Below are 17,579 nucleotides of genomic sequence, written 5' to 3' on the forward strand. Positions count from 1 at the left end.
CGGAACCTTGTTCCGCTTAGCAACCCGGGAGGGTCGGTGGGTGAGCGCAAGCCCAAGCGGGCGGATGCCCGGCGCAACGAAAAGACGTTGCTGGACGCGGCGGCCGCGGTCTTCGTCGCGTCCGGGGTGAACGCGCCGGTGCGGGACATCGCGGCGAAGGCCGGGGTCGGGATGGGCACGATCTACCGGCACTTCCCGACCCGGGCGGACCTCATCATCGCCGTCTTCCGGCACCAGGTGGAGGCCTGCGCGGAGGCGGGACCGGCCCTGCTGGCGTCGAACGAATCGCCGTACGCGGCGCTGGTGCAGTGGGTCGAGCGCTACGTCGACTTCGTGGTGACCAAGCACGGGCTCGCCGGCGTGCTGCAGTCCGACCAGGCCGGCACCGACACGCTGCACGCGTATTTCGTGGACCGGCTCGTGCCGGTGTGCGCCGAGCTGCTCGACGCGACGGTCGCGGCCGGTGAGATCCGGACCGAGCTGCGGCCGCTGGAACTCATGCGGGGCGTCGGCAACCTCTGCATCGGCGCGGACAGCGATCCCCGGTACGACGCGCGCCGGCTGGTGCGGATCCTCATCGCGGGGCTGCGGTGCGAGACCATGGACGCATGACGGCGTGGCGGGAGTTCGAAGCGGCGGAGCCGGAGTTCGCGCGGCGGGTGCGGGCGTTGTTCGACGCGCACAAGCACAAGACGATCGCGACCCTGCGGGCGGACGGCTCGCCGCGGATCTCGGGGATCGAGACGGTCTTCGAGGACGGTGAGCTGGTCTTCGGCTCCATGCCGAACGCGCGCAAGGGCGCGGACCTGCGCCGGGACCCGCGGTTCGCGCTGCACAGCGCGACGGTCGACCCGGTCGAAGGCGCGGAGGCGCAGTGGCCGGGGGAAGCGAAGATCTCCGGGCGGGTGCGCACCGAAGACGGCGAGCGGTTCGAGGCCGACGTCGCCGAGGTCGTGCACACCCACCTGAACGAAGCGGCGACGCTGCTGGTCGTCGAGTGGTGGACGCCCGAAGGCGGGCTGCGCAAGGTCGAGCGCGAGTAACGAGTCACGGCTGATGACGTCCCGGGTAGCCGGTTCTCCGCAAGTTAAGTCAACTGCTTGACTTAACAGCTCTTCGTCGCCATGCTCGGGCAGGGGACATTCACCAACGAAAGGCCCGTGATGACGCGAAGCAACACCGACTCGCTGCCGCGCTTCCCGTTCGAGTCCGGCACCGCGCTGGAGCCGCCGGCCGAGTGGGCCGAGTTCCGGGAGAAGTGCCCGGTCGCGCGCGTCGCGCTGGCCAGCGGGGACGAAGCCGCCCTGATCACCCGCTACGACGACGTCAGGAGCGTCCTGTCCGATCCGCGGTTCACCCGGCCGACCCCGGCGGACAACGCGGCCCGGGTCGCGGACACCGAATCGGGCGGGGTGTTCAACAGCGAGATGGCAACCGTGCTCCCGCAGCACGGCGAGGCGCACCTGAAGTGGCGGCGCCTGCTCGGGAAGTGGTTCACCGCCAAGCGGATGAACGCGCTGCGGCCGGGCATGGCGGCGATGGCCGAGCAGCTCATCGACGAAATGGCCGGTAAGGGCGCGCCCGCGGACCTCAAGGCGGGCCTCGCCTTCCCGCTGCCGGTCTGGGTCATCTGCGACATGCTCGGCGTGCCGGACACCGACCGGGACCGGTTCGCCCACTGGTCCGACGTCATGCTCAGCATGACCCGCTACACCCAGGCCGAGTTCGACGCGGCGCAGGCGGAGTTCGGCCGGTACATGGGTGCGCACATCGCGAGCAAGCGCGCCGAACCCGGCGAAGACATCCTCAGCGCGCTGATCGCCGAGGGTGTCGACTGGTCCGACGCGATGCTGACCGCCACCGGCATCGGCCTGCTCATCGCCGGGCACGAAACCACCGCGAACATGATCGCGAAGATGACGGCGATGCTGCTGGCCGACCGGAGCCGGTGGGAACGGCTGCTCGCCGACCCGTCCCTGGTGCGCACGGCGGTCGAGGAAACGCTGCGGCTGGACGCCAACGCCGGCGTCGGCATGCTGCGTTACCTCTCCGAGGACTTCGAGGTCGGCGGCACCGTGCTGCCGGGCGGGACCACCGCGATGTGCAGCATGGCCGCGGCCAACCGCGACGAGGGCGCCTTCGAGAACGCCGCCGAGATGGACCTGAGTCGCAGCCCGAACCCGCACCTGGCCTTCGGCGCCGGTGCGCACGCGTGCCTCGGGCAGCCACTGGCCCGCACCGAGCTGCAGGTCGTCTTGGAGGTGCTGCTGCGCAAGCTGCCGTCCCTCGAGCTCGCGGTCCCGGCGGCCGAGCTGCGCCGGGTCGAAGGGCTCGCCGTCGGCGGGCTGCAGGAACTGCCCGTTCGCTGGTGACGGACCGGGCGCAGGCAACGCGGGAGCTGATCCTGGCGACGGCGGAACGGCTGTACGCCGAGCACGGCGTGCTCGCCGTTTCGAACCGGCAGATCAGCGAGGCCGCCGGGCAGGGCAACAACACCGCGGTGGGCTACCACTTCGGCACCCGGATCGAGCTGGTGCGCGCCATCGTCCGCAAGCACAGCGGGCCGATCGACCGGCTACGCCGTCGCCGGCTGGCCGGGCTCGGTGACCACGCGGACCTGCGGGACTGGATCGGGTGCTTGGTGTACCCCACGACCGAGCACCTGGCCGAGCTGGGCACGCCCTGCTGGTTCGCCCGGTTCGCCGCCCAGGTGATGACCGAGCCGTCGTTGCGCGCGGTCATCGTCGAGGAAACGCTCGCCTCCCCGTCGCTGGCGCGGATCGTCGCGGGGCTCGCCCGGTGCCTGCCCGGCCTGCCCGCCGAAGTCCGCGCCGAACGCAACGACGTCACCCGGCTCGTGCTGATGCACACGATGGCCGAACGGGAACGCGCCCTCGCCGGGGGTGCGGGCGCCCCGGGAGCCACCTGGCGCGCGGCCGCGGCCGGCCTCACCGACGCACTGGCCGGGCTGTGGCTCGCGCCGGTCACGAAGTAACCCGACGGAAGGAACTCGAATGAAGGTCACCGTGGACGAAGGCAAGTGCTGCGGCGCCGGTACCTGTGTGATGCTCGCCCCGGACGTGTTCGACCAGCGCGACGACGACGGCATCGTCATCCTGCTCGACGAACACCCCGGCGAAGCACTGCACGGAGTCGTCCGCGAGGCGGCGAGCGTGTGCCCGGGCGTCGCGATCTCCGTGAGCGACGAGGAATGATCGGCGACGTCCTGGTCGTCGGCGCCTCCGCCGCCGGGCTCGCGACCGTGGAAGCGCTGCGCCGCAAGGGGCATGCGGGGCGCGTGACCGTGCTGGGCGCCGAGCCGCACCTGCCCTACGACCGGCCGCCGCTGTCCAAGCAGGTCCTCGGCGGGAGCTGGACGCCCGAGCAGGCGCAGCTGCGGACGCCGGCCGCGCTGTCCGCCTTGGACGCCGAGTTCGTGCTCGGCGACCCCGCGGTGCGGCTGGACGCCCGCGCGCGGACCGTCCACACGGCGGCCGGGCGGGCCCTGACCGCCGACGCGGTCGTGCTCGCCACCGGGCTGCGGCCGCGCACCCTGCCCGGGCAGGACGGCCTCGCCGGGGTCCACGTGCTGCGCACCCTCGAAGACGCGCTGGCCCTGCGCGCGGACCTGGCGCCGGGCAAGCGGGTGGTGGTCGTCGGGGACGGCGTGCTCGGCGCGGAGATCGCCGCCACCGTGTGCGCGGCGGGCGTGCCGGTCACCCTGGCCGGCCCACAGCCCGCGCCGCTGGCCTACCAGCTCGGCCCGCTGGTTTCCGGGCTGCTCGCCGAACTGCACGCGAGCCGGGGCGTCCACCTGCGGCTCGGCGCCGCGGTCACCGGGCCGGTCGCGGACGACGGCCGGGTCACCGGGGTGCGGCTGGTGTCGGGTGAGGTGCTGCCCGCCGACGTCGTCGTGGTCGCCTTCGGCGCCGCCCCGGCGACGGAATGGCTGGCGGGGAGCGGGTTGCTGTGCGACAACGGCGTCGTGTGCGACTCCCGGTGCCGGGCGGCGGACGGCATCTACGCGGCGGGCGACGTCGCCCGCTGGCACCACGAGGGGCTCGACGCGCTGCTGCGGCTGGAGAACCGGACCAACGCCACCGAGCAGGCGGTCGCCGTCGCGGGGAACGTCCTCGGCGAAGACCGCCCGTACACGCCGGTGCCCTACTTCTGGACCAACCAGTTCGACGCCCGGATCCACGTGCACGGCACCCTTCCGGCGGACGCTGATGTGTCCATTGTGGAGGGAGAGCCGCGCGAGGGCCGGTTCGTGGCGCAGTACCGCCGCGGGGGTGCCGTCACCGGGGTGCTCGGCTGGAACATGCCCAAGCAGGCCCGGCAGCGGCGCCAGGACATCGACGGCGCGGTCCTCGCCGGGAGGGCCTGACCCGCGAAACCCCCCATCCGTCGGTTGACGGCGGTCCGGCGGCGGCCGATCCTGGTTCGCGTCGACGCCGCGGGAAGGGTGGGCCATGGCCACGAAGAGAGCGCTTTCCCGGATGCTCGGCGTGCTGGTGGCCGCGGTGCTGCCGCTGCTGCCCGCCGCGCCCGCCGAGGCGGCCGTGTCCGCGGTCAAGATCTCCGACACCCAGCTCGACGCGAGGGCGTTGTACTTCGTCTCCTACGACGGGCTGGTGAACAACGACTCGTTCCAGCAGAGCGGCATCTTCGGCTACGCGGGCTACCAGTACGCGGCCTGGTACACCGCGGACCGCAGCGCCGTGCTCGCCCGGCGGGCCGGGGCCGCCGGTGCGTGGCAGACGGTCGTGCTGCCGCACAAGCTGACCGTGGACGACTCGCACAACGTCATTTCGATGGGCGTCTCGCCGGAGGACGGCCGGCTGCACGTGGCCATGGACACCCACGGCAACCAGGTCTACTACGTGCAGTCGGTGGCGGGATTGCTGTCCGCGCCCGCTTCGCACGCTTGGACGTCGTCGGCGTTCGGTGCGGTGCAGCGCACGCTGAACGGCGTCGACCTCGGGGCGATCACGTACCCGCAGTTCGTCGTCACGCCGGAGCGCAAGCTGCAGCTCGGCTACCGGACCGGCGCCTCCGGCAACGGCACCAACGAGCTCGCGGAGTACAGCGCGGGCAGCTGGCGCAAGCTCGGGAAGTGGTCGTCGGCGACCGGATCCTGGACGTCCGGCAACGGCGTGACCAGCACGACGCGCAACATGTACCTGCACGGCATCACCTACGGGCCCGGCGGGCGGCTGCACGCCGCGTTCACCTGGCGCGAGGGCGGCTCCGGGGTGCTGTGCAACTCCGGCGGGCTGGCCAACCACGACACCGGCTACGTCTACAGCGACGACCGCGGCCGGACCTGGCGGAACAACGCCGGCACGGCCGTCGCGACGACGGGCGGCACCCCGGTGGCCGTGTCTTCGCCGGGCACGGTCGTCGACCCGCTCGGCGTCGACCACGCGCTGATGAACCAGGAGAGCCAGGCCGTCGACTCGGCGGGGCAGCCGCACGTGGTGATCAGCTACGTGCCCGGCCGGTTCACCCAGTGCGTCACGAACTACTCCGCGCAGCGCAAGCAGTACGGCCGGACGTTCTTCCTGAGCCGGGCCGTCGACGGCACGTGGACCAAACGCGAAGTGCCGGTCGCGCCCGAATCCACCCAGCGCACGAAGCTGGTCTTCGACCGCGGCGACAACGCCTACCTCGTCATGCCGTACGGGCGGATCGTCGCGGCGACCAAGACGAGCGGCTGGACCGACTGGAAGACGGTGTACAGCCCCGATCTGCAGGCCTTCGGCGAGGTCGACGTCGACGACTCGCGGCTGGCCACCGACGGTGTGCTCTCCGTCATGTACCAGCAGGTCTCCACCGGAACGACGCCCTCGCCGATCCGGGTGGCCGACTTCCGCCTCGGCTGAGGCCCGGTCTCACTCGACCGTGACGGACTTGGCCAGGTTGCGCGGCTTGTCGATGTCGTAGCCCAGCGTCAGCGCGGCGTGGTAGGCGAGCAGCTGCAACGGGATGGTCAGCAGGATCGGGTCCAGTTCCGGCTCGGTCTTGGGCACCACGATCCGCGGGACGTCGAGCTCGCCGAAGTCCACGCCCTCGTGGGTGACCGCCAGCACCGGGCCGCCGCGGGCCTTGATCTGCTGGACCGCGGCCAGGTTGCGCTCGGTCAGCTCGTCCGACGGCACGATGGCGACGGTCGGCAGCGCTTCGTCGATCAGCGCGAGCGGGCCGTGCTTGAGCTCGGAGGTCTGGTACGCCTCGGCGTGGCGGTAGGAGATCTCCTTGAACTTCTGCGCGCCCTCCCTGGCCACCGGATAACCGCGGACGCGGCCGACGAAGAACAGGCTGGTCGCGGCGGCGACGATCTTCGCGTGCCCGGCGATCTCCGGCTCGAAGTCCAAAATGGACTTGATCTGGCCGGGCAGCGCGCGGATCGCGTCGATGATGCGCTGACCGTCGGCGTTGGACAGATCGCGCACGCGGCCGAGCGTCAGCGCGATGAGGGCGAACCCGACGGCCATGTTGGTCAGCGCCTTGGTCGAGGCGACCGCGATCTCCGGGCCGGCGTGCAGGTAGACGCCACCGTCGCAGGCGCGGGCGATCGTCGAGCCGACGACGTTGACCAGGCCGACGACGCGGCCGCCCTTGCGCTTGATCTCCTCGACGGCGAAGGCGGTGTCGATGGTCTCGCCGGACTGGCTGACCGCGATGTAGAGGGTGTCGGCCTCGATGATCGGGTTGCGGTAGCGGAACTCGGACGCGGCCTCGGCGTCGGCCGGGATCCTCGCCAGCTCCTCGATCATCGTCGCGCCGACCTGGCCGGCGTAGTAGGCGGAGCCGCACCCGAGGATCTTCACGCGGGCGAACCCGCGCAGCTCCCGCGGCGTCAGGTTGAGCCCGTCGAGGCGGGCGACGCCGAAGCGGTCGTCCAGGCGGCCGCGGATGATCCGCTCGACGCATTCGGGCTGTTCCTGGATCTCCTTGGCCATGTAGTGCGGGTAGCCGCCCAGGTCGAGGTCTTCGGCGTCGATGTCGATCTCGGTGGCCGGCTTGGTGGTGTCGCCCTCGTCGACGGTGAAGGTGCGGTAGCCGGTCGCGAAGACCGTCGCGAACTCGCCGTCGTCGAGGTGCGCGACCTGCGAGGTGTGCCGGACCAGCGCGGCGAGGTCGCTGGCGACGAACATCTCCCGGTCGCCGACGCCGATGATCAGCGGCGAGCCGTTGCGCGCGATCACCAGGCGGTCCGGGTGCGCGCTGTCGGTGACGGCGATCGCGTACGTGCCGGTGATCCGGGAGACCGCCTCCACGACGGCGTCTTCCAGGGTTCCGGCGTTCGCGCGGGCGATCAGGTGGGCGAGGACCTCGGTGTCGGTCTCGGAGGTGAGCTCGACGCCGGCGTCGGCGAGCTGGGCGCGCAGGGCGTCGGCGTTGTCGATGATCCCGTTGTGGACGACGCAGATGCGGCCGTCTTCGGACGTGTGCGGGTGGGCGTTGGCCTCCGACGCGGGCCCGTGCGTGGCCCAGCGCGTGTGCCCGATGCCGACCTTCCCGGTGAGCCGCTTGGGCAGCGCGGCGGCGAGGTTGCGCACCCGCCCGACGACGCGGTGGACCTGGGCGGTGTTCTTGGCGCCGAGGACGGCGATGCCCGCCGAGTCGTAGCCGCGGTACTCCAGCCGGGTCAGGCCTTCGAGCAGGATGGGAGCGGCGTTCTGGCCGCCGATGTAGCCGACGATTCCGCACATGGCGAACCTCTCTAGCCGTAGACGATGCGGCGCAGCTGCCGCTCGGACAGGACGGGCGCGGCCACCAGGCGGCCGCGGAGCTCGGCGGCGATCAAGGGGAAGATCTCGGGGTTCTTCCGGCCTTGGGCCTGCAGCTCGGCGTGCCGCCGGCGGACGTAGTCCTCGGTGGGCGTCCGGTAGAAGGCCAGGACGTCGTCGACGACGCGGGCGGCGATCCCCGGCGGCAAGCCGGTGGACGCGGCCACGCGCTCGACGATGTCGGTGTCCTCCACGCCACACATCATGCCTCGCGGCGGACGCGAAACCCAAATTCTTGCCCGAAATCGGGCAAATCATAATCGTTGGACAGCTTCACCGGTCCCGGGAGAGGGTGGTGGTGTGCGCCAAGAAGACATTTGGGACGACGAAACGGCCGAAAACTACGACACCCCCGGCAGCGGCATGTTCGCGCCCGAGGTCGTGGAGCCGACCGTGGACCGGCTGGCCGAGTTGGCCGCCGGTGGGCGGGTGCTGGAGTTCGCGATCGGCACCGGCCGCGTGGCCGTCCCGCTCGCCGAGCGCGGGGTGTCCGTCACCGGCATCGAGCTGTCGGAGCCGATGCTCGCCCGGCTGCGGGCGAAGGCCGCGATCCCGGTGGTCGCCGGCGACATGGCGACGGCCACCGCGCCGGGCCGCTTTTCGCTGGTCTACCTGGTGTACAACACGATTTCGAACCTGCTGACCCAGGATGAGCAGGTCGAGTGCTTCCGCAACGCCGCCCGGCACCTGGACCCGGGCGGCCGGTTCGTGATCGAGCTGGGCGTCCCCGAGCTGCGCCGGCTTCCCCCGGGGCAGGATGGGCTGGTGTTCCGGGCCGACTCCGGGTACCTCGGCGTGGACACCTACGACACCGTGCGCCAGCACCTGGTGTCCCACCACTTCACGTTCGGTTCGGGGCGGCAGGCGCGGCTGAGCCGCTGCCCGCAGCGCTACATCTGGCCGGCCGAGCTCGACCTCATGGGCCGGCTGGCCGGGTTCGAGCCGGAGTCCCGGCACGCGGACTGGACCGGCGGGGAGTTCACGAAGGAGTCGCGATCGCACGTCTCGGTCTACCGGCTGCGCTGATCGCTTCGACCAGCGGAAGCCGCACGCTCGCGTGCGGGATGACCCCCAGTTCGGCCAGCGCGGCCTTGGCGTTCGCCGCGCCCGTGCCGGAGCCCATGATGCGCTCCGTCAGGGCAAGCAGACCGTCGTTGACGGCTCTCGCCGTTTCGAGGTCACCGCGGCGGACGGCGCGGATGAGGTCCGCGGTGCGGTCCGCCGCCACGTTGCCCACCACGCTGACCAGGCCGGCGGCGCCGCACGCGAGGTACGGCAGGTTGAGTTCGTCGATGCCGCAGTAGTACGCCAGCGACGTCCGGCTCAGCACCGTCATCGCTTCGAACAGGTCGCCCTTGGCGTCCTTGACCGCCCGGATCCGCGGGTGGCCGGCCAGCTCGATCAGGGTCGAGGGGGCCATCGCGACGCCGGTCCGGGCGGGGACGTCGTAGAGCATCACCGGCAGCTCGGTGGCGTCCGCCACCGCCACGCAGTGCGCGATCACGCCGGCCTGCGTCGGCCGCGAGTAGTAGGGGCAGACGAGCAGCAGCGCGTCCGCCCCGGCCGCCTCGGCTTCGCGAGCCCGGCGGATGCTCGTGGCCGTGTCGTAGGTGCCGACGCCGGCGATCACCCGCGCGTACCTCCCGGCCCGGGCCGCCACGGCCCGGACCAGACCGGCGGATTCGGCCTCGTCCAGGGTGGGGGACTCGCCGGTGGTCCCGCCGACGACGATGCCGTCGCACCCCGTGGCCAGCAGGTGGTCGACGAGCCGGGTGAGGCCCGGTTCGCTGAGCGCTCCGCCGGGCTGCATCGGGGTCACCATCGCGACGAGGTTGGTGCCGAATTCGGTCATGCGTCGACTGTGCCGGGACAGATTGATGCGGTCCAGCGATGCTTTTTTGCCGGTATTGCGTAGCCTGGCTTCATGATCGAGGTCGGTGCCCTGCGGGCGTTGCGCTCGGTGGCCGCGCTCGGGACGCTGGCGCGGGCGGCCGAGGAACTCGGGTTCACCGCGTCCGCGGTGTCGCAGCAGATCAAGCGGCTGGAACGGCAGGTCGGGGTGCCGGTGCTCGCGCCGGCGGGCCGCGGGGTCGTGCTGACCCCGGCCGGGCAGGCCATCGCCGACTCGGCGCCCGAGGTGTTCCAGGCGCTGGAGCGCTGCGCCGAAGCCGCCCAGTCGGTCTCGGAAGGCGCGCCGCGGGGCACGCTCCGGGTGGCGGCCTTCTCGACCGCCATCCGCGGTCTGCTCGCGCCGGTCGTGCCCCGCCTGGCGGCGCGGTGTCCGGACCTTCGGGTGCACCTCACCGAGCAGGACCCCGACGAGGCGCTGCACAGCGTCGGCGCGGGGACGGCCGACTTCGCCCTCGTCCACGACGCCGACGGGCTGCTGCCCGCCCCGCTGCCGTCGTCCCTGGCGCAGCGGTGGGTGCACACCGACGTCGGCGACGTGGTGATGAGCCGCACGCACCCGCTCGCCCGCCTCGACGCGCCGCTCGGCGGGGCGGCGCTGGCTGGCCACGCGTGGGTGACCAGCCCGCCGGGAACCGTGTGCCACCAATGGTTCCGCCGGTTGTTCGCGGAGGCACGGGCGGAGCCGGACGTGCGTCACCTGGTCGACGACTTCGCGACGCAAGTGTCGCTGGTCGCTTCCGGGCAGGTCGTCGCGCTGATCCCCCGCCTGGCCCGGCCGCCGTTGGGGGAGGACCTGATCGCCCGGCCCCTGCGGCGGCCGCCGAAGCGGGAGGTCCACGCGGCGTGGCGGCGGAGTGCCGAGGCCAGCCCGGCGATCCGGGTGGTGCTGGCCGAGCTGGGCCCGGAGGTTACCGACCTCTCCGGAGGCCACCTTTCGGTGTGACCTCCGTGCAGCTGGGCGCTTGGGGCGGCCGCGTGTCGGCGGGGAAACCGGGCTCGGGGCCGTCGTCCTGCTCGGTTCCTGGCGGCGTCAGGTGTGGGCGGCGATCGCGTCTTCGGCGCTCGGGTAGGTGGGGAAGAAGTCCCCGAGGCCGATCAGCCCGAACGTCCGGCTCAGCCGGTCGGGGACGGCGACCAGCGCGAGGCCGGCCCCGGCCGCCTCGGCGACGTTGCGGGCGGCGATGAGCGCGGAAATGCCGCTGGAGTCGCAGAACGTCACCCCGGCCAGGTCCACCACCAGGAGCCGGCCGCGGCCCAGGGGCAGCGCCCCGATCGCGGCGCGGAGCCGGGGTGCGGTGACCACGTCGAGTTCGCCCTCGGCGGTGACGAGCGGCCCGGTCACGGTGGTGCGGGTCGTGACGGAGAACGGGGTGCCGGTCACGGTCGGTCGCCTCCGGGTAGCGGGATGCTCAACGCCAGCAGGGCGGTGTCGTCTTCGACGCCGTCGCCGAAGCCGGCGAGCAGGCCGGTCACCGCCGTGATCACCGCCGGCGCCGTGGTCGGCGCCAGGCCGGCCAGGTCCTGCCGCAGCTGCTCTTCGCTGTAGCGGACGCGGCCCTGCGTGCGGGCCTCGGTCAGCCCGTCGGTGTAGAGCAGCAACGTGTCGCCCGGTGTCAGGAGGACGTCCACGGCGGCGAAGCGCGCGTTGGGGAGCGCGCCGACCAGCTGGCCGCCCGGGTCGGGCAGGAACGCGGAAGTGCCGTCGGCGCGGATCAGCAGCGCCGGCGGATGCCCGCCGGTGGCCAGGGCGACCGCCGCGGCGTCGCCCGCGGGCCGGAGGTGCCCCTGGATGACGGTGCAGTAGCGCGGATCGGCGCCGCGGTACTCGTGGTGCAGCACGGTGTTGAGGTGGGCGAGCACGGTCGCCGGGTCCGGGTCGTGCACCGCGGCGGCGCGCAGCGTGTAGCGCGCCAGCGACGTCACCACGGCCGCGGCGGCGCCCTTCCCGGAGACGTCACCGAGGAAGAAGCCCCACGTGTCGCCGGTCAGCGGGAACAGGTCGTAGAAGTCGCCGCCGACCTCGTCGGCCGACGCGGGGTGGTAGTACGCCGCGACCTGCATGCCGGGCACCTCGGACAGGGCGGGCGGCAGCAGGGTCTGCTGCAGTGTCCGCACCAGCCGCTGCACCCGGTCGCGTTCGCGCTCGGCTTCTTCGCGTGCCCGCAGCAGTTCCTGCTCGTAGGCGCGCCGGTCGCGCGCGTCGAAGATCGTGGTGCGGATCAGCTGCGCCTGCCCGTCGGTGCCCGTCTTGACCGTCGAGGTCACCAGCACCGGCAGCCGCGTCCCGTCCGCGGCCTTCAGCTCGAAGGCGACGCCGCCGAGCTCGCCCTGCATGCGCAGGAGCGGCGCGAAGTGCGTCTCGTGGTAGATCCGGCCGCCGACGGTGAGCAGATCGGCGAACCGGCGCCGGCCGACCACCTCGTCGCGTTCGTAGCCGAGCCAGCCGAGCAGGGTCGCGTTGATCTTCGCGATCGTGCCGTCCAGCAACGTCGAGAGGTATCCGCAGGGTGCGTGTTCGTAGAGGTCTTCCGCGCTGTCCTCCAACAAGGCCGAGAACGCCGGGCCGGCGCTCTCCTGACCACCCGGGCCCGGGTGGTCCTGGCACATCATGGTCCGCCCACGAACGCCGTGATCGCGGCGGCCGTGGCCTCCGGCGCGCTGAGCTGCGGGCAGTGCCCGGTCGCGTCCAGCGTCACCAGCGTGCTGCCGGCGATCTGCTCGTGGGTGAACCGCCCCACCTCGGGCGGCGCGATGGCGTCGTTCCTGCACTCGATGATCAGGGTCGGCACGGTCACCTTGGCCAGGTCGGCCCGGTTGTCGGACAGGAACGTCACCCGGGCGAAGACCCGCGCGATCGCCGGATCGGTGCGGCAGAAGCTGTTCGTCAGCTCCTCGCCCAGCTCCGGGCGGTCCGGGTTGCCCATGATCACCGGCGCCATCGTCGCCGACCAGCCCAGGTAGTTCGACTCGAGCGCGGCGAGCAGTTCGTCGATGTCGGCGCGGCTGAACCCGCCGCGGTAGTCCCCGTCGTCGAGGTAGCACGGCGACGGCGTGAGCAGCACCAGCTTCGCGAACCGGTCCGGTGCGCGGGCCGCCGCCAGCACGGCGATCATCGCGCTGACCGAGTGCCCCACCAGCACGACGTCGGCCAGGTCCAGCTCGTGGCAGATCGCCAGGACGTCGTCGGCGTAGCCGTCGAGGCTGCCGTAGCGCTCGGGGGTCCAGGCGGACAGGTCCGAGCGTCCCGCGCCGGTGTGGTCGAACAGCACCACCCGGTACCGCCGGGCGAGTTCCGGGACGACGAGGCGCCACAGGTTCTGGTCGCAGCCGAAACCGTGGGCGAGCAGGACCGTGGGCCCGTCTTCCCGGCCGGTGACGGTCACGTTGTTCCGGCTGCGCATGCTCACCGGGACATCCTGCCACCCACCCGGCGGGAACGTGTGCTGAGTCGGCGCCATCGCCTACGGCTCGAGCTCCGCAGGCAGGGCACCGGCTGGGCGGCCCTCAGCGCCGCCGCTGCGCGAACCGGTCGAGCAGGCAGTCCAGGCCGAGCACGCGCCAGTCGCCGCTCGGTTCGCACCGCCCCTGATCACCCGGCGAGGGCTTCGGCCCGGGTGGTCGCGACGGCCAGCGCCTCCTGCAGGCCGGTCAGCCGGAGGGTGCGGTTGACGACGCTGTCTTCGGGGGCGACGACCCGGACCCTGGTGGCGGCGCCGGCCTCGCGGCGCGCGTCGAGCAGGGCCGTGATGCCGATGGAGGCGAGGAAGGAGACTTCGGACAGGTCGATCACCAGCAGTTCCGGTGCGTCGGCGAGGGCCGCGGTGACCTCGTTGCCGAGCACGGGCGCGCTGAGCAGATCGACTTCGCCCGCCGCCGCCAGCACGACGGCGCCGTCGGAGTGGTGAGCCGTCACGCGCAGGAGGTCCTGGGGCCGGATCCGGTGGCCGTCAGCGGTCACGATCACCCCTGGCCTGCTTCGTCGACCGCGGTGCCATGCTGGGATCCCTTCTTCTTCGTCGTCCCGTAGGCGGGCCCGGCGCCGGTGGCCGGTCCGCTCCGGATCGGTGGTACCCCGGTAGTCCGACGACGAAACATCCGGCAACAACCCGAATGGGGTGGACCGCGCGGCCGGAGACGAACGTCAGGTCAGCGGCGCGGAGCGGTACCGCTCGATCCGGTCGAGCAGGGCATTCACCGCCGGATCACCCCGGTGCTCGAGAAGCAGCCGTTCGAGCGGTGCCAGCCGGTCCTTCGGCCGGACGGATCCCAGGTTGCCGGCCAGGTCGATCGCCGCGTCCCCGACGCGGGTGGCCTCGTCGAAGTCGCCGCGGAGCGCGTGGTTCTGCGCCAGCATGACCAACGTCAGCGAGCGGCTGCGGGCCATGTCGGCGCCGTAGCGGTCCGCCGCGTCCGTCAGCTGGGTGATCGCCGCGCCGCTGTGGCGGGCCGCCACCGCGTCGGCCAGTTCCGTCAGCACCGTGCCGCGCATCGCCGCCATGTCCGCCGCGCCGAAGAACGCCTCCCACGGCCGCGGCTCCGGCCACGTGGCCGCCTCGGCGAACGCCGCCTCGGCCTCGGCCAGCCGGGTCAGCGCCGCCCGCTCGTCCCCGCCCATCGCGAACGCCCACGCCTCGTTGGCCGCCAGGATCGCGGTGGCCCGGCGGGCCTCCGAGCGCCGCGCGGCTGCCCGGCCCCGGGTGAACTCGGCCAGCGCGCCGGGGACGTCGTGGCGGTGCAGGTGCACGCGGCCGAGCCGGTAGCGGATGTTCGCCGCCAGGTTGTCGTTGCCCGCCTCGGCCGCGAGTTCCAGCGCCCGCCCGAGACGGTGCCGCGCCGGGCCTTCGCGGCCGATGTCGAACTCCGTCCAGCCCAGCAGGTTGTGCACGTCCGCCAGCACCGTGCCGAGCCTCGCCCGCAACCGGTCCGGCACGGTTCCCCAGTGCAGCAGGAGGCTCGCCGTCTTGACCACCCGGACGGCGTCGCGGCAGAACCCGCCGCCCTGCCGGTAGTCCAGCGCTCGCAGGACACCGACGGCCGCTTCCAGTTCGGCGACGTCGGTGGTTTCGATGTTGATCGGAAGGGGTGCGCCATCGCCCAGGGTCGTCGTCACCATGACCTCACCTCGTGCAGGGGCACGCATGGTCAGTCGTTGCTGCCGGCGCCGCGGAAATACCCACGGCAGGCCGGGCGGAAACCGGCCTGCCGCGGGGGTCACCCGGTCGGGAACCGATATCGGGGCGAGTCCACGAGCCGCACCGGGACACCGCCCCGGACGGTGCCGAGGTTGGTCAGCGCCACCGTTTCCAGCCCGTTGCCCGGCCCGCCGTCACTGGTCACCGCCAGGGCGAGGGTGTTGCGGCCGTCCGGGTTCAGGATCCCGGTCGGCAGGACGAAGGTGTGCTGCGGGCCGACGTCGGCCGCGTACTGCCCGAGGTTCCACCCGTTGACGAAGACCAGGGCCCGGTAGCGGCCGCCCGACCGCGGTTTCGCCGGGTCACCGATGGTCAGGCCCAGCGAAGCGTCGTGTCCCTTCGGCACGTCCAGGGTGAAGTTCGTGCGGTACCACGTGGTCCCGGGCGCGGCCGTCGCGGCGGGCACCTGGGCCGCCGCCCACCGGCCGTCCGGGTAACCGGGCAGGGACCAGCCGGCGCGCTCGCCGTCGAGGCCGCCGTTGTTCAGCGGGCCCCGCACCGGATCCGCCACACCCCCGCGGATCTTCCAGGCGGTTCCGGTCAGCGACGTCGAGATGAGCCCGCGGCCCTCCTTGTGGGCGTCGTTGACGTCGCCGTCCTCGTTGTGCCCGTTGTTGCGCACCATCACCGACAGGACGTGGTCGCCGCTCCCGCGCAGTTCCTCCGGCACGGTGAAGGTCGCCGTGCCGGTCGTCGGCGGGGCGGGCAGTGCGCTCGGCAACTCGTGTTGGCCCAGGTAGTGCCCGTCGAGCCACGCCTGCAGCATCCCCGCGCCGCCCGCGCCGTAGGTCAGGCTCAGCTCGGCCGGGACCGGACCGCTCGAATGCCCGCGGTACCAGACGTCACCGGTGTGGAAGCCGTAGTCGTCCGCCGTGAGCACCGGCTGGCCTTCCGGCGGCTTGGTGGTGCTCGCCGTGCTGGTCTTCGTCGCGGACGGCCAGGACGAGTCGTCGTAGGCGACCGCCGATTCGGGAGAGCCGGCGGCCTGCTTCCAGCCGGTCAGCCGGGGGAGCTCGACCGCCGCCGGGCCGGCAAGCTGCCCCAGCAGGCTCCCCGAGGTGCTCCGGCGGGCCGGAACCGGGTGCCCGTTCCAGGTGATCTTCGCGCCAGGCCCCCACACTTCCAGGTCGCCGGCCTGGGCGGTGTCGCCGGTCAGCGCCAGCAGGCCGCCGTGGAGCCGGGCGGTGCGCAGCAGTGCGGGGCCGCGGACCAGGACGGGTCCGGCGGCGGTGTCCAGCCGCCAGAACGTGTCCGCGGTCGGGCTGTCGGCCAGCAGCAACGTGACCGGCGGCCGGTCGCCGCCGGACACCCGCACCCGGGACAGCCCGGTGTGGACGTAGTTCAGCCGCAGGTCACCGCGGGCCGCGTCCCAGGTGGAGGTGACGTTCCCGGCCAGCACCTCGACCTTCGGTTCCCGCGGGTAGCGCAGCGTCGTCTCCCCGTCTTCGCCGGGACGGCCGTGCAGCAGCACGGTGCCGGCGGCCGAGGTCATGATTTCCGACGTCGAATACACCAGGTGCTGGCCCGCGAGGTCGAAGTTCGCCACGAGGTGCTTGGCGTCCTGGCCGTTCAGTCGCAAGGTGCCCGCCTGCGGGACCGCGTACGAACCGTCCGGTGTGGACAAGGGGAACGTGAAGGTGTCGTCCGTGGTGGCCTTCGACGGGTTGTGCACCGGCAGGTAGAAGTGGGTCCGCGTGTCCGGGTTGACGTTGTGGTACACCTTCACGGCCGGTGACGACGGCGTGACGGGATCCGCCTTGTCCTGCTTGGTGAGCGGCGGCACCGCCTGCAGGAAGTAGCCCAGTTCCTTCATCGTCAAGGCCTTGGGCCGCAGCTGACGTCCTTCGTCGATCGCCGCGCCGTAGTCGTAGGAGCTGTAGACCACCGGCGCCGGCAGCCAGCCCCAGGACGTGCCGCCGAAGGTCATGTAGAAGTTCTGGATGGTCAGCCCGTTGGCGATGTTCGTGCCGTAGAAGACGCGCTCGTAACCGGGGCCCTGGCGGACGGCGGTGCACGGGTAGGTGCCGTTGCTGCCCCAGTAGTCGAACCACCCGCCACCGAACTCCGCGGTGAACCCGGGTGTGTCCGGCGACGCGCTCGCGCCGCCCTTCGCCCCGCCCGGCCCGTAGAGGCCCCAGTCCGGCGCGTTGTTGGGCGTGCCGGGGGTGGCGTCGGGCCGGCAGGTACCGCCCGGGTAGGTGTCCCACGCGTAGAGGTCGACTTTGCCCGGCACGGTACCCGGCACGCCCGAGTCCGGCGGCACCCAGATCCCGTTGCGGCCCCGGTCGTTGTGGAAGATCGGGACCCGGATGCCGTCCGCCCGCACCTTGTCGTAGAGGTGGGCGATGTAGTTCTGCTGGGCCACGCCGGTGGCGGCCAGCTCGTTCTCGATCTGGTAGAGCACGACGGACCCGCGGCCGTCGACGTACTGGTGCCGCCCGATGACGCGGTCGATCGCGGTCAGCCACTCGTCGGCGGCGGCCAGGTAGTCCGGCGCGTCGCTGCGGGCCGTGCCCTGCTGGGTGGCCAGCCAGCCGGGGAAGCCGCCGCCGGTGACCTCGGCGTTGATGTAGGGGCCGGGCCGGGCGATGACGTACAGCCCCGCCTCGGCGGCGAGGTCGAGCACGCGGTCCATGTCGCGGACGCCGGTGAAGTCGTAGACCCCCGGTGCGGGCGAGTG

The 17,579-nt window shown here is 72.5% G+C and carries 18 protein-coding genes; 9 read left to right on the top strand and 9 right to left on the bottom strand.

Annotated features, from left to right (window positions below; all coding sequences use genetic code 11):
• Positions 1 to 36: 36 nt before the first annotated feature.
• From AB0M80_RS42730 to AB0M80_RS42760, 7 genes are all read left to right on the top strand, one after another.
• Complete coding sequence (locus AB0M80_RS42730; RefSeq protein WP_364576273.1) at positions 37 to 612, top strand: TetR/AcrR family transcriptional regulator; 576 nt, start codon at positions 37 to 39, stop codon at positions 610 to 612.
• Positions 609 to 1,043 carry a pyridoxamine 5'-phosphate oxidase family protein gene (locus AB0M80_RS42735; RefSeq protein ID WP_364576274.1) on the top strand — a complete coding sequence of 145 codons (435 nt, stop codon included), beginning with the start codon at positions 609 to 611 and terminating at the stop codon, positions 1,041 to 1,043. The genes AB0M80_RS42730 and AB0M80_RS42735 overlap by 4 nt, the downstream gene beginning before the upstream one ends.
• Before the next feature lie 120 nt (positions 1,044 to 1,163).
• Complete coding sequence (locus tag AB0M80_RS42740; RefSeq protein ID WP_364576275.1) at positions 1,164 to 2,372, top strand: cytochrome P450; 1,209 nt, start codon at positions 1,164 to 1,166, stop codon at positions 2,370 to 2,372.
• The gene (locus AB0M80_RS42745) at positions 2,369 to 2,995 is read left to right on the top strand and encodes a TetR family transcriptional regulator (RefSeq protein ID WP_364576276.1); all 627 of its coding nucleotides are present in this window, start codon (positions 2,369 to 2,371) and stop codon (positions 2,993 to 2,995) included. Before AB0M80_RS42740 ends, AB0M80_RS42745 begins: the two co-directional genes overlap by 4 nt.
• Before the next feature lie 19 nt (positions 2,996 to 3,014).
• Positions 3,015 to 3,215, top strand: coding sequence for a ferredoxin (locus AB0M80_RS42750; RefSeq protein WP_364576277.1), 201 nt, complete (start codon positions 3,015 to 3,017; stop codon positions 3,213 to 3,215).
• Positions 3,212 to 4,387: an FAD-dependent oxidoreductase gene (locus tag AB0M80_RS42755; RefSeq protein WP_364576278.1), complete on the top strand. Its 1,176-nt coding sequence runs from the start codon at positions 3,212 to 3,214 to the stop codon at positions 4,385 to 4,387. Before AB0M80_RS42750 ends, AB0M80_RS42755 begins: the two co-directional genes overlap by 4 nt.
• 85 nt (positions 4,388 to 4,472) lie before the next feature.
• Positions 4,473 to 5,885 carry a BNR repeat-containing protein gene (locus tag AB0M80_RS42760; RefSeq protein ID WP_364576279.1) on the top strand — a complete coding sequence of 471 codons (1,413 nt, stop codon included), beginning with the start codon at positions 4,473 to 4,475 and terminating at the stop codon, positions 5,883 to 5,885.
• Between the two features lie 9 nt (positions 5,886 to 5,894).
• On the opposite strand, the gene glmS is transcribed toward AB0M80_RS42760, so the two are convergent.
• Together glmS and AB0M80_RS42770 are read right to left on the bottom strand one after the other, a co-directional pair.
• Positions 5,895 to 7,718, bottom strand: a complete 1,824-nt coding sequence (gene glmS / locus AB0M80_RS42765; protein ID WP_364576280.1) for a glutamine--fructose-6-phosphate transaminase (isomerizing) — start codon at positions 7,716 to 7,718, stop codon at positions 5,895 to 5,897.
• 11 nt (positions 7,719 to 7,729) lie between these two features.
• Positions 7,730 to 8,002, bottom strand: a complete 273-nt coding sequence (locus AB0M80_RS42770) for a hypothetical protein (RefSeq protein WP_364576281.1) — start codon at positions 8,000 to 8,002, stop codon at positions 7,730 to 7,732.
• A gap of 157 nt (positions 8,003 to 8,159) precedes the next feature.
• On the opposite strand from AB0M80_RS42770, the gene AB0M80_RS42775 reads away from it, so the two are divergent.
• The gene (locus tag AB0M80_RS42775) at positions 8,160 to 8,822 is read left to right on the top strand and encodes a methyltransferase domain-containing protein (protein WP_364576291.1); all 663 of its coding nucleotides are present in this window, start codon (positions 8,160 to 8,162) and stop codon (positions 8,820 to 8,822) included.
• Here AB0M80_RS42775 and dapA read toward each other — a convergent pair.
• Positions 8,776 to 9,648, bottom strand: coding sequence for a 4-hydroxy-tetrahydrodipicolinate synthase (gene dapA, locus AB0M80_RS42780; protein WP_364576282.1), 873 nt, complete (start codon positions 9,646 to 9,648; stop codon positions 8,776 to 8,778). The genes AB0M80_RS42775 and dapA overlap by 47 nt on opposite strands.
• A 72-nt stretch (positions 9,649 to 9,720) precedes the next feature.
• On the opposite strand from dapA, the gene AB0M80_RS42785 reads away from it, so the two are divergent.
• Positions 9,721 to 10,650, top strand: coding sequence for a LysR family transcriptional regulator (locus AB0M80_RS42785; RefSeq protein ID WP_364576283.1), 930 nt, complete (start codon positions 9,721 to 9,723; stop codon positions 10,648 to 10,650).
• Positions 10,651 to 10,737: 87 nt separating this feature from the next.
• Here the strand turns inward: AB0M80_RS42785 and AB0M80_RS42790 are convergent, their stop codons facing one another.
• The 6 genes from AB0M80_RS42790 to AB0M80_RS42815 all read right to left on the bottom strand — a co-directional run.
• Positions 10,738 to 11,088 (bottom strand): STAS domain-containing protein, encoded by a 351-nt coding sequence (locus AB0M80_RS42790; RefSeq protein WP_364576284.1) that lies wholly within the window; start codon positions 11,086 to 11,088, stop codon positions 10,738 to 10,740.
• Entirely contained in the window at positions 11,085 to 12,317 is a 1,233-nt protein-coding gene (locus AB0M80_RS42795; RefSeq protein WP_364576285.1) for a SpoIIE family protein phosphatase, read from the bottom strand. Before AB0M80_RS42795 ends, AB0M80_RS42790 begins: the two co-directional genes overlap by 4 nt.
• A complete protein-coding gene (locus AB0M80_RS42800; RefSeq protein ID WP_364576286.1) occupies positions 12,314 to 13,114 on the bottom strand; it encodes an alpha/beta hydrolase in 801 nt (266 codons plus the stop codon). Before AB0M80_RS42800 ends, AB0M80_RS42795 begins: the two co-directional genes overlap by 4 nt.
• Before the next feature lie 182 nt (positions 13,115 to 13,296).
• Positions 13,297 to 13,671 carry an STAS domain-containing protein gene (locus AB0M80_RS42805; protein ID WP_364576287.1) on the bottom strand — a complete coding sequence of 125 codons (375 nt, stop codon included), beginning with the start codon at positions 13,669 to 13,671 and terminating at the stop codon, positions 13,297 to 13,299.
• A 177-nt stretch (positions 13,672 to 13,848) separates the two neighbouring features.
• Positions 13,849 to 14,820 (bottom strand): hypothetical protein, encoded by a 972-nt coding sequence (locus AB0M80_RS42810; RefSeq protein WP_364576289.1) that lies wholly within the window; start codon positions 14,818 to 14,820, stop codon positions 13,849 to 13,851.
• Positions 14,821 to 14,918: 98 nt separating this feature from the next.
• On the bottom strand, positions 14,919 to 17,579 hold a 2,661-nt coding region (locus tag AB0M80_RS42815; RefSeq protein WP_364576290.1), incomplete at its 5' end, for a beta-galactosidase.

Source organism: Amycolatopsis sp. NPDC051045, assembly GCF_040682955.1.
Lineage (GTDB): Bacteria > Actinomycetota > Actinomycetes > Mycobacteriales > Pseudonocardiaceae > Amycolatopsis.

Excerpts from the sequence above, each read along its gene's own strand:
- AB0M80_RS42735 (WP_364576274.1), top strand. The coding sequence starts at position 609 with ATGACGGCGTGGCGGGAGTTCGAAGCGGCGGAGCCGGAGTTCGCGCGG.
- AB0M80_RS42740 (WP_364576275.1), top strand. The coding sequence starts at position 1,164 with ATGACGCGAAGCAACACCGACTCGCTGCCGCGCTTCCCGTTCGAGTCC.
- AB0M80_RS42750 (WP_364576277.1), top strand. The coding sequence starts at position 3,015 with ATGAAGGTCACCGTGGACGAAGGCAAGTGCTGCGGCGCCGGTACCTGT.
- AB0M80_RS42755 (WP_364576278.1), top strand. The coding sequence starts at position 3,212 with ATGATCGGCGACGTCCTGGTCGTCGGCGCCTCCGCCGCCGGGCTCGCG.
- AB0M80_RS42760 (WP_364576279.1), top strand. The coding sequence starts at position 4,473 with ATGGCCACGAAGAGAGCGCTTTCCCGGATGCTCGGCGTGCTGGTGGCC.
- glmS (WP_364576280.1), bottom strand. The coding sequence starts at position 7,718 with ATGTGCGGAATCGTCGGCTACATCGGCGGCCAGAACGCCGCTCCCATC.
- AB0M80_RS42770 (WP_364576281.1), bottom strand. The coding sequence starts at position 8,002 with ATGATGTGTGGCGTGGAGGACACCGACATCGTCGAGCGCGTGGCCGCG.
- AB0M80_RS42775 (WP_364576291.1), top strand. The coding sequence starts at position 8,160 with ATGTTCGCGCCCGAGGTCGTGGAGCCGACCGTGGACCGGCTGGCCGAG.
- dapA (WP_364576282.1), bottom strand. The coding sequence starts at position 9,648 with ATGACCGAATTCGGCACCAACCTCGTCGCGATGGTGACCCCGATGCAG.
- AB0M80_RS42785 (WP_364576283.1), top strand. The coding sequence starts at position 9,721 with ATGATCGAGGTCGGTGCCCTGCGGGCGTTGCGCTCGGTGGCCGCGCTC.
- AB0M80_RS42795 (WP_364576285.1), bottom strand. The coding sequence starts at position 12,317 with ATGATGTGCCAGGACCACCCGGGCCCGGGTGGTCAGGAGAGCGCCGGC.
- AB0M80_RS42810 (WP_364576289.1), bottom strand. The coding sequence starts at position 14,820 with ATGGTGACGACGACCCTGGGCGATGGCGCACCCCTTCCGATCAACATC.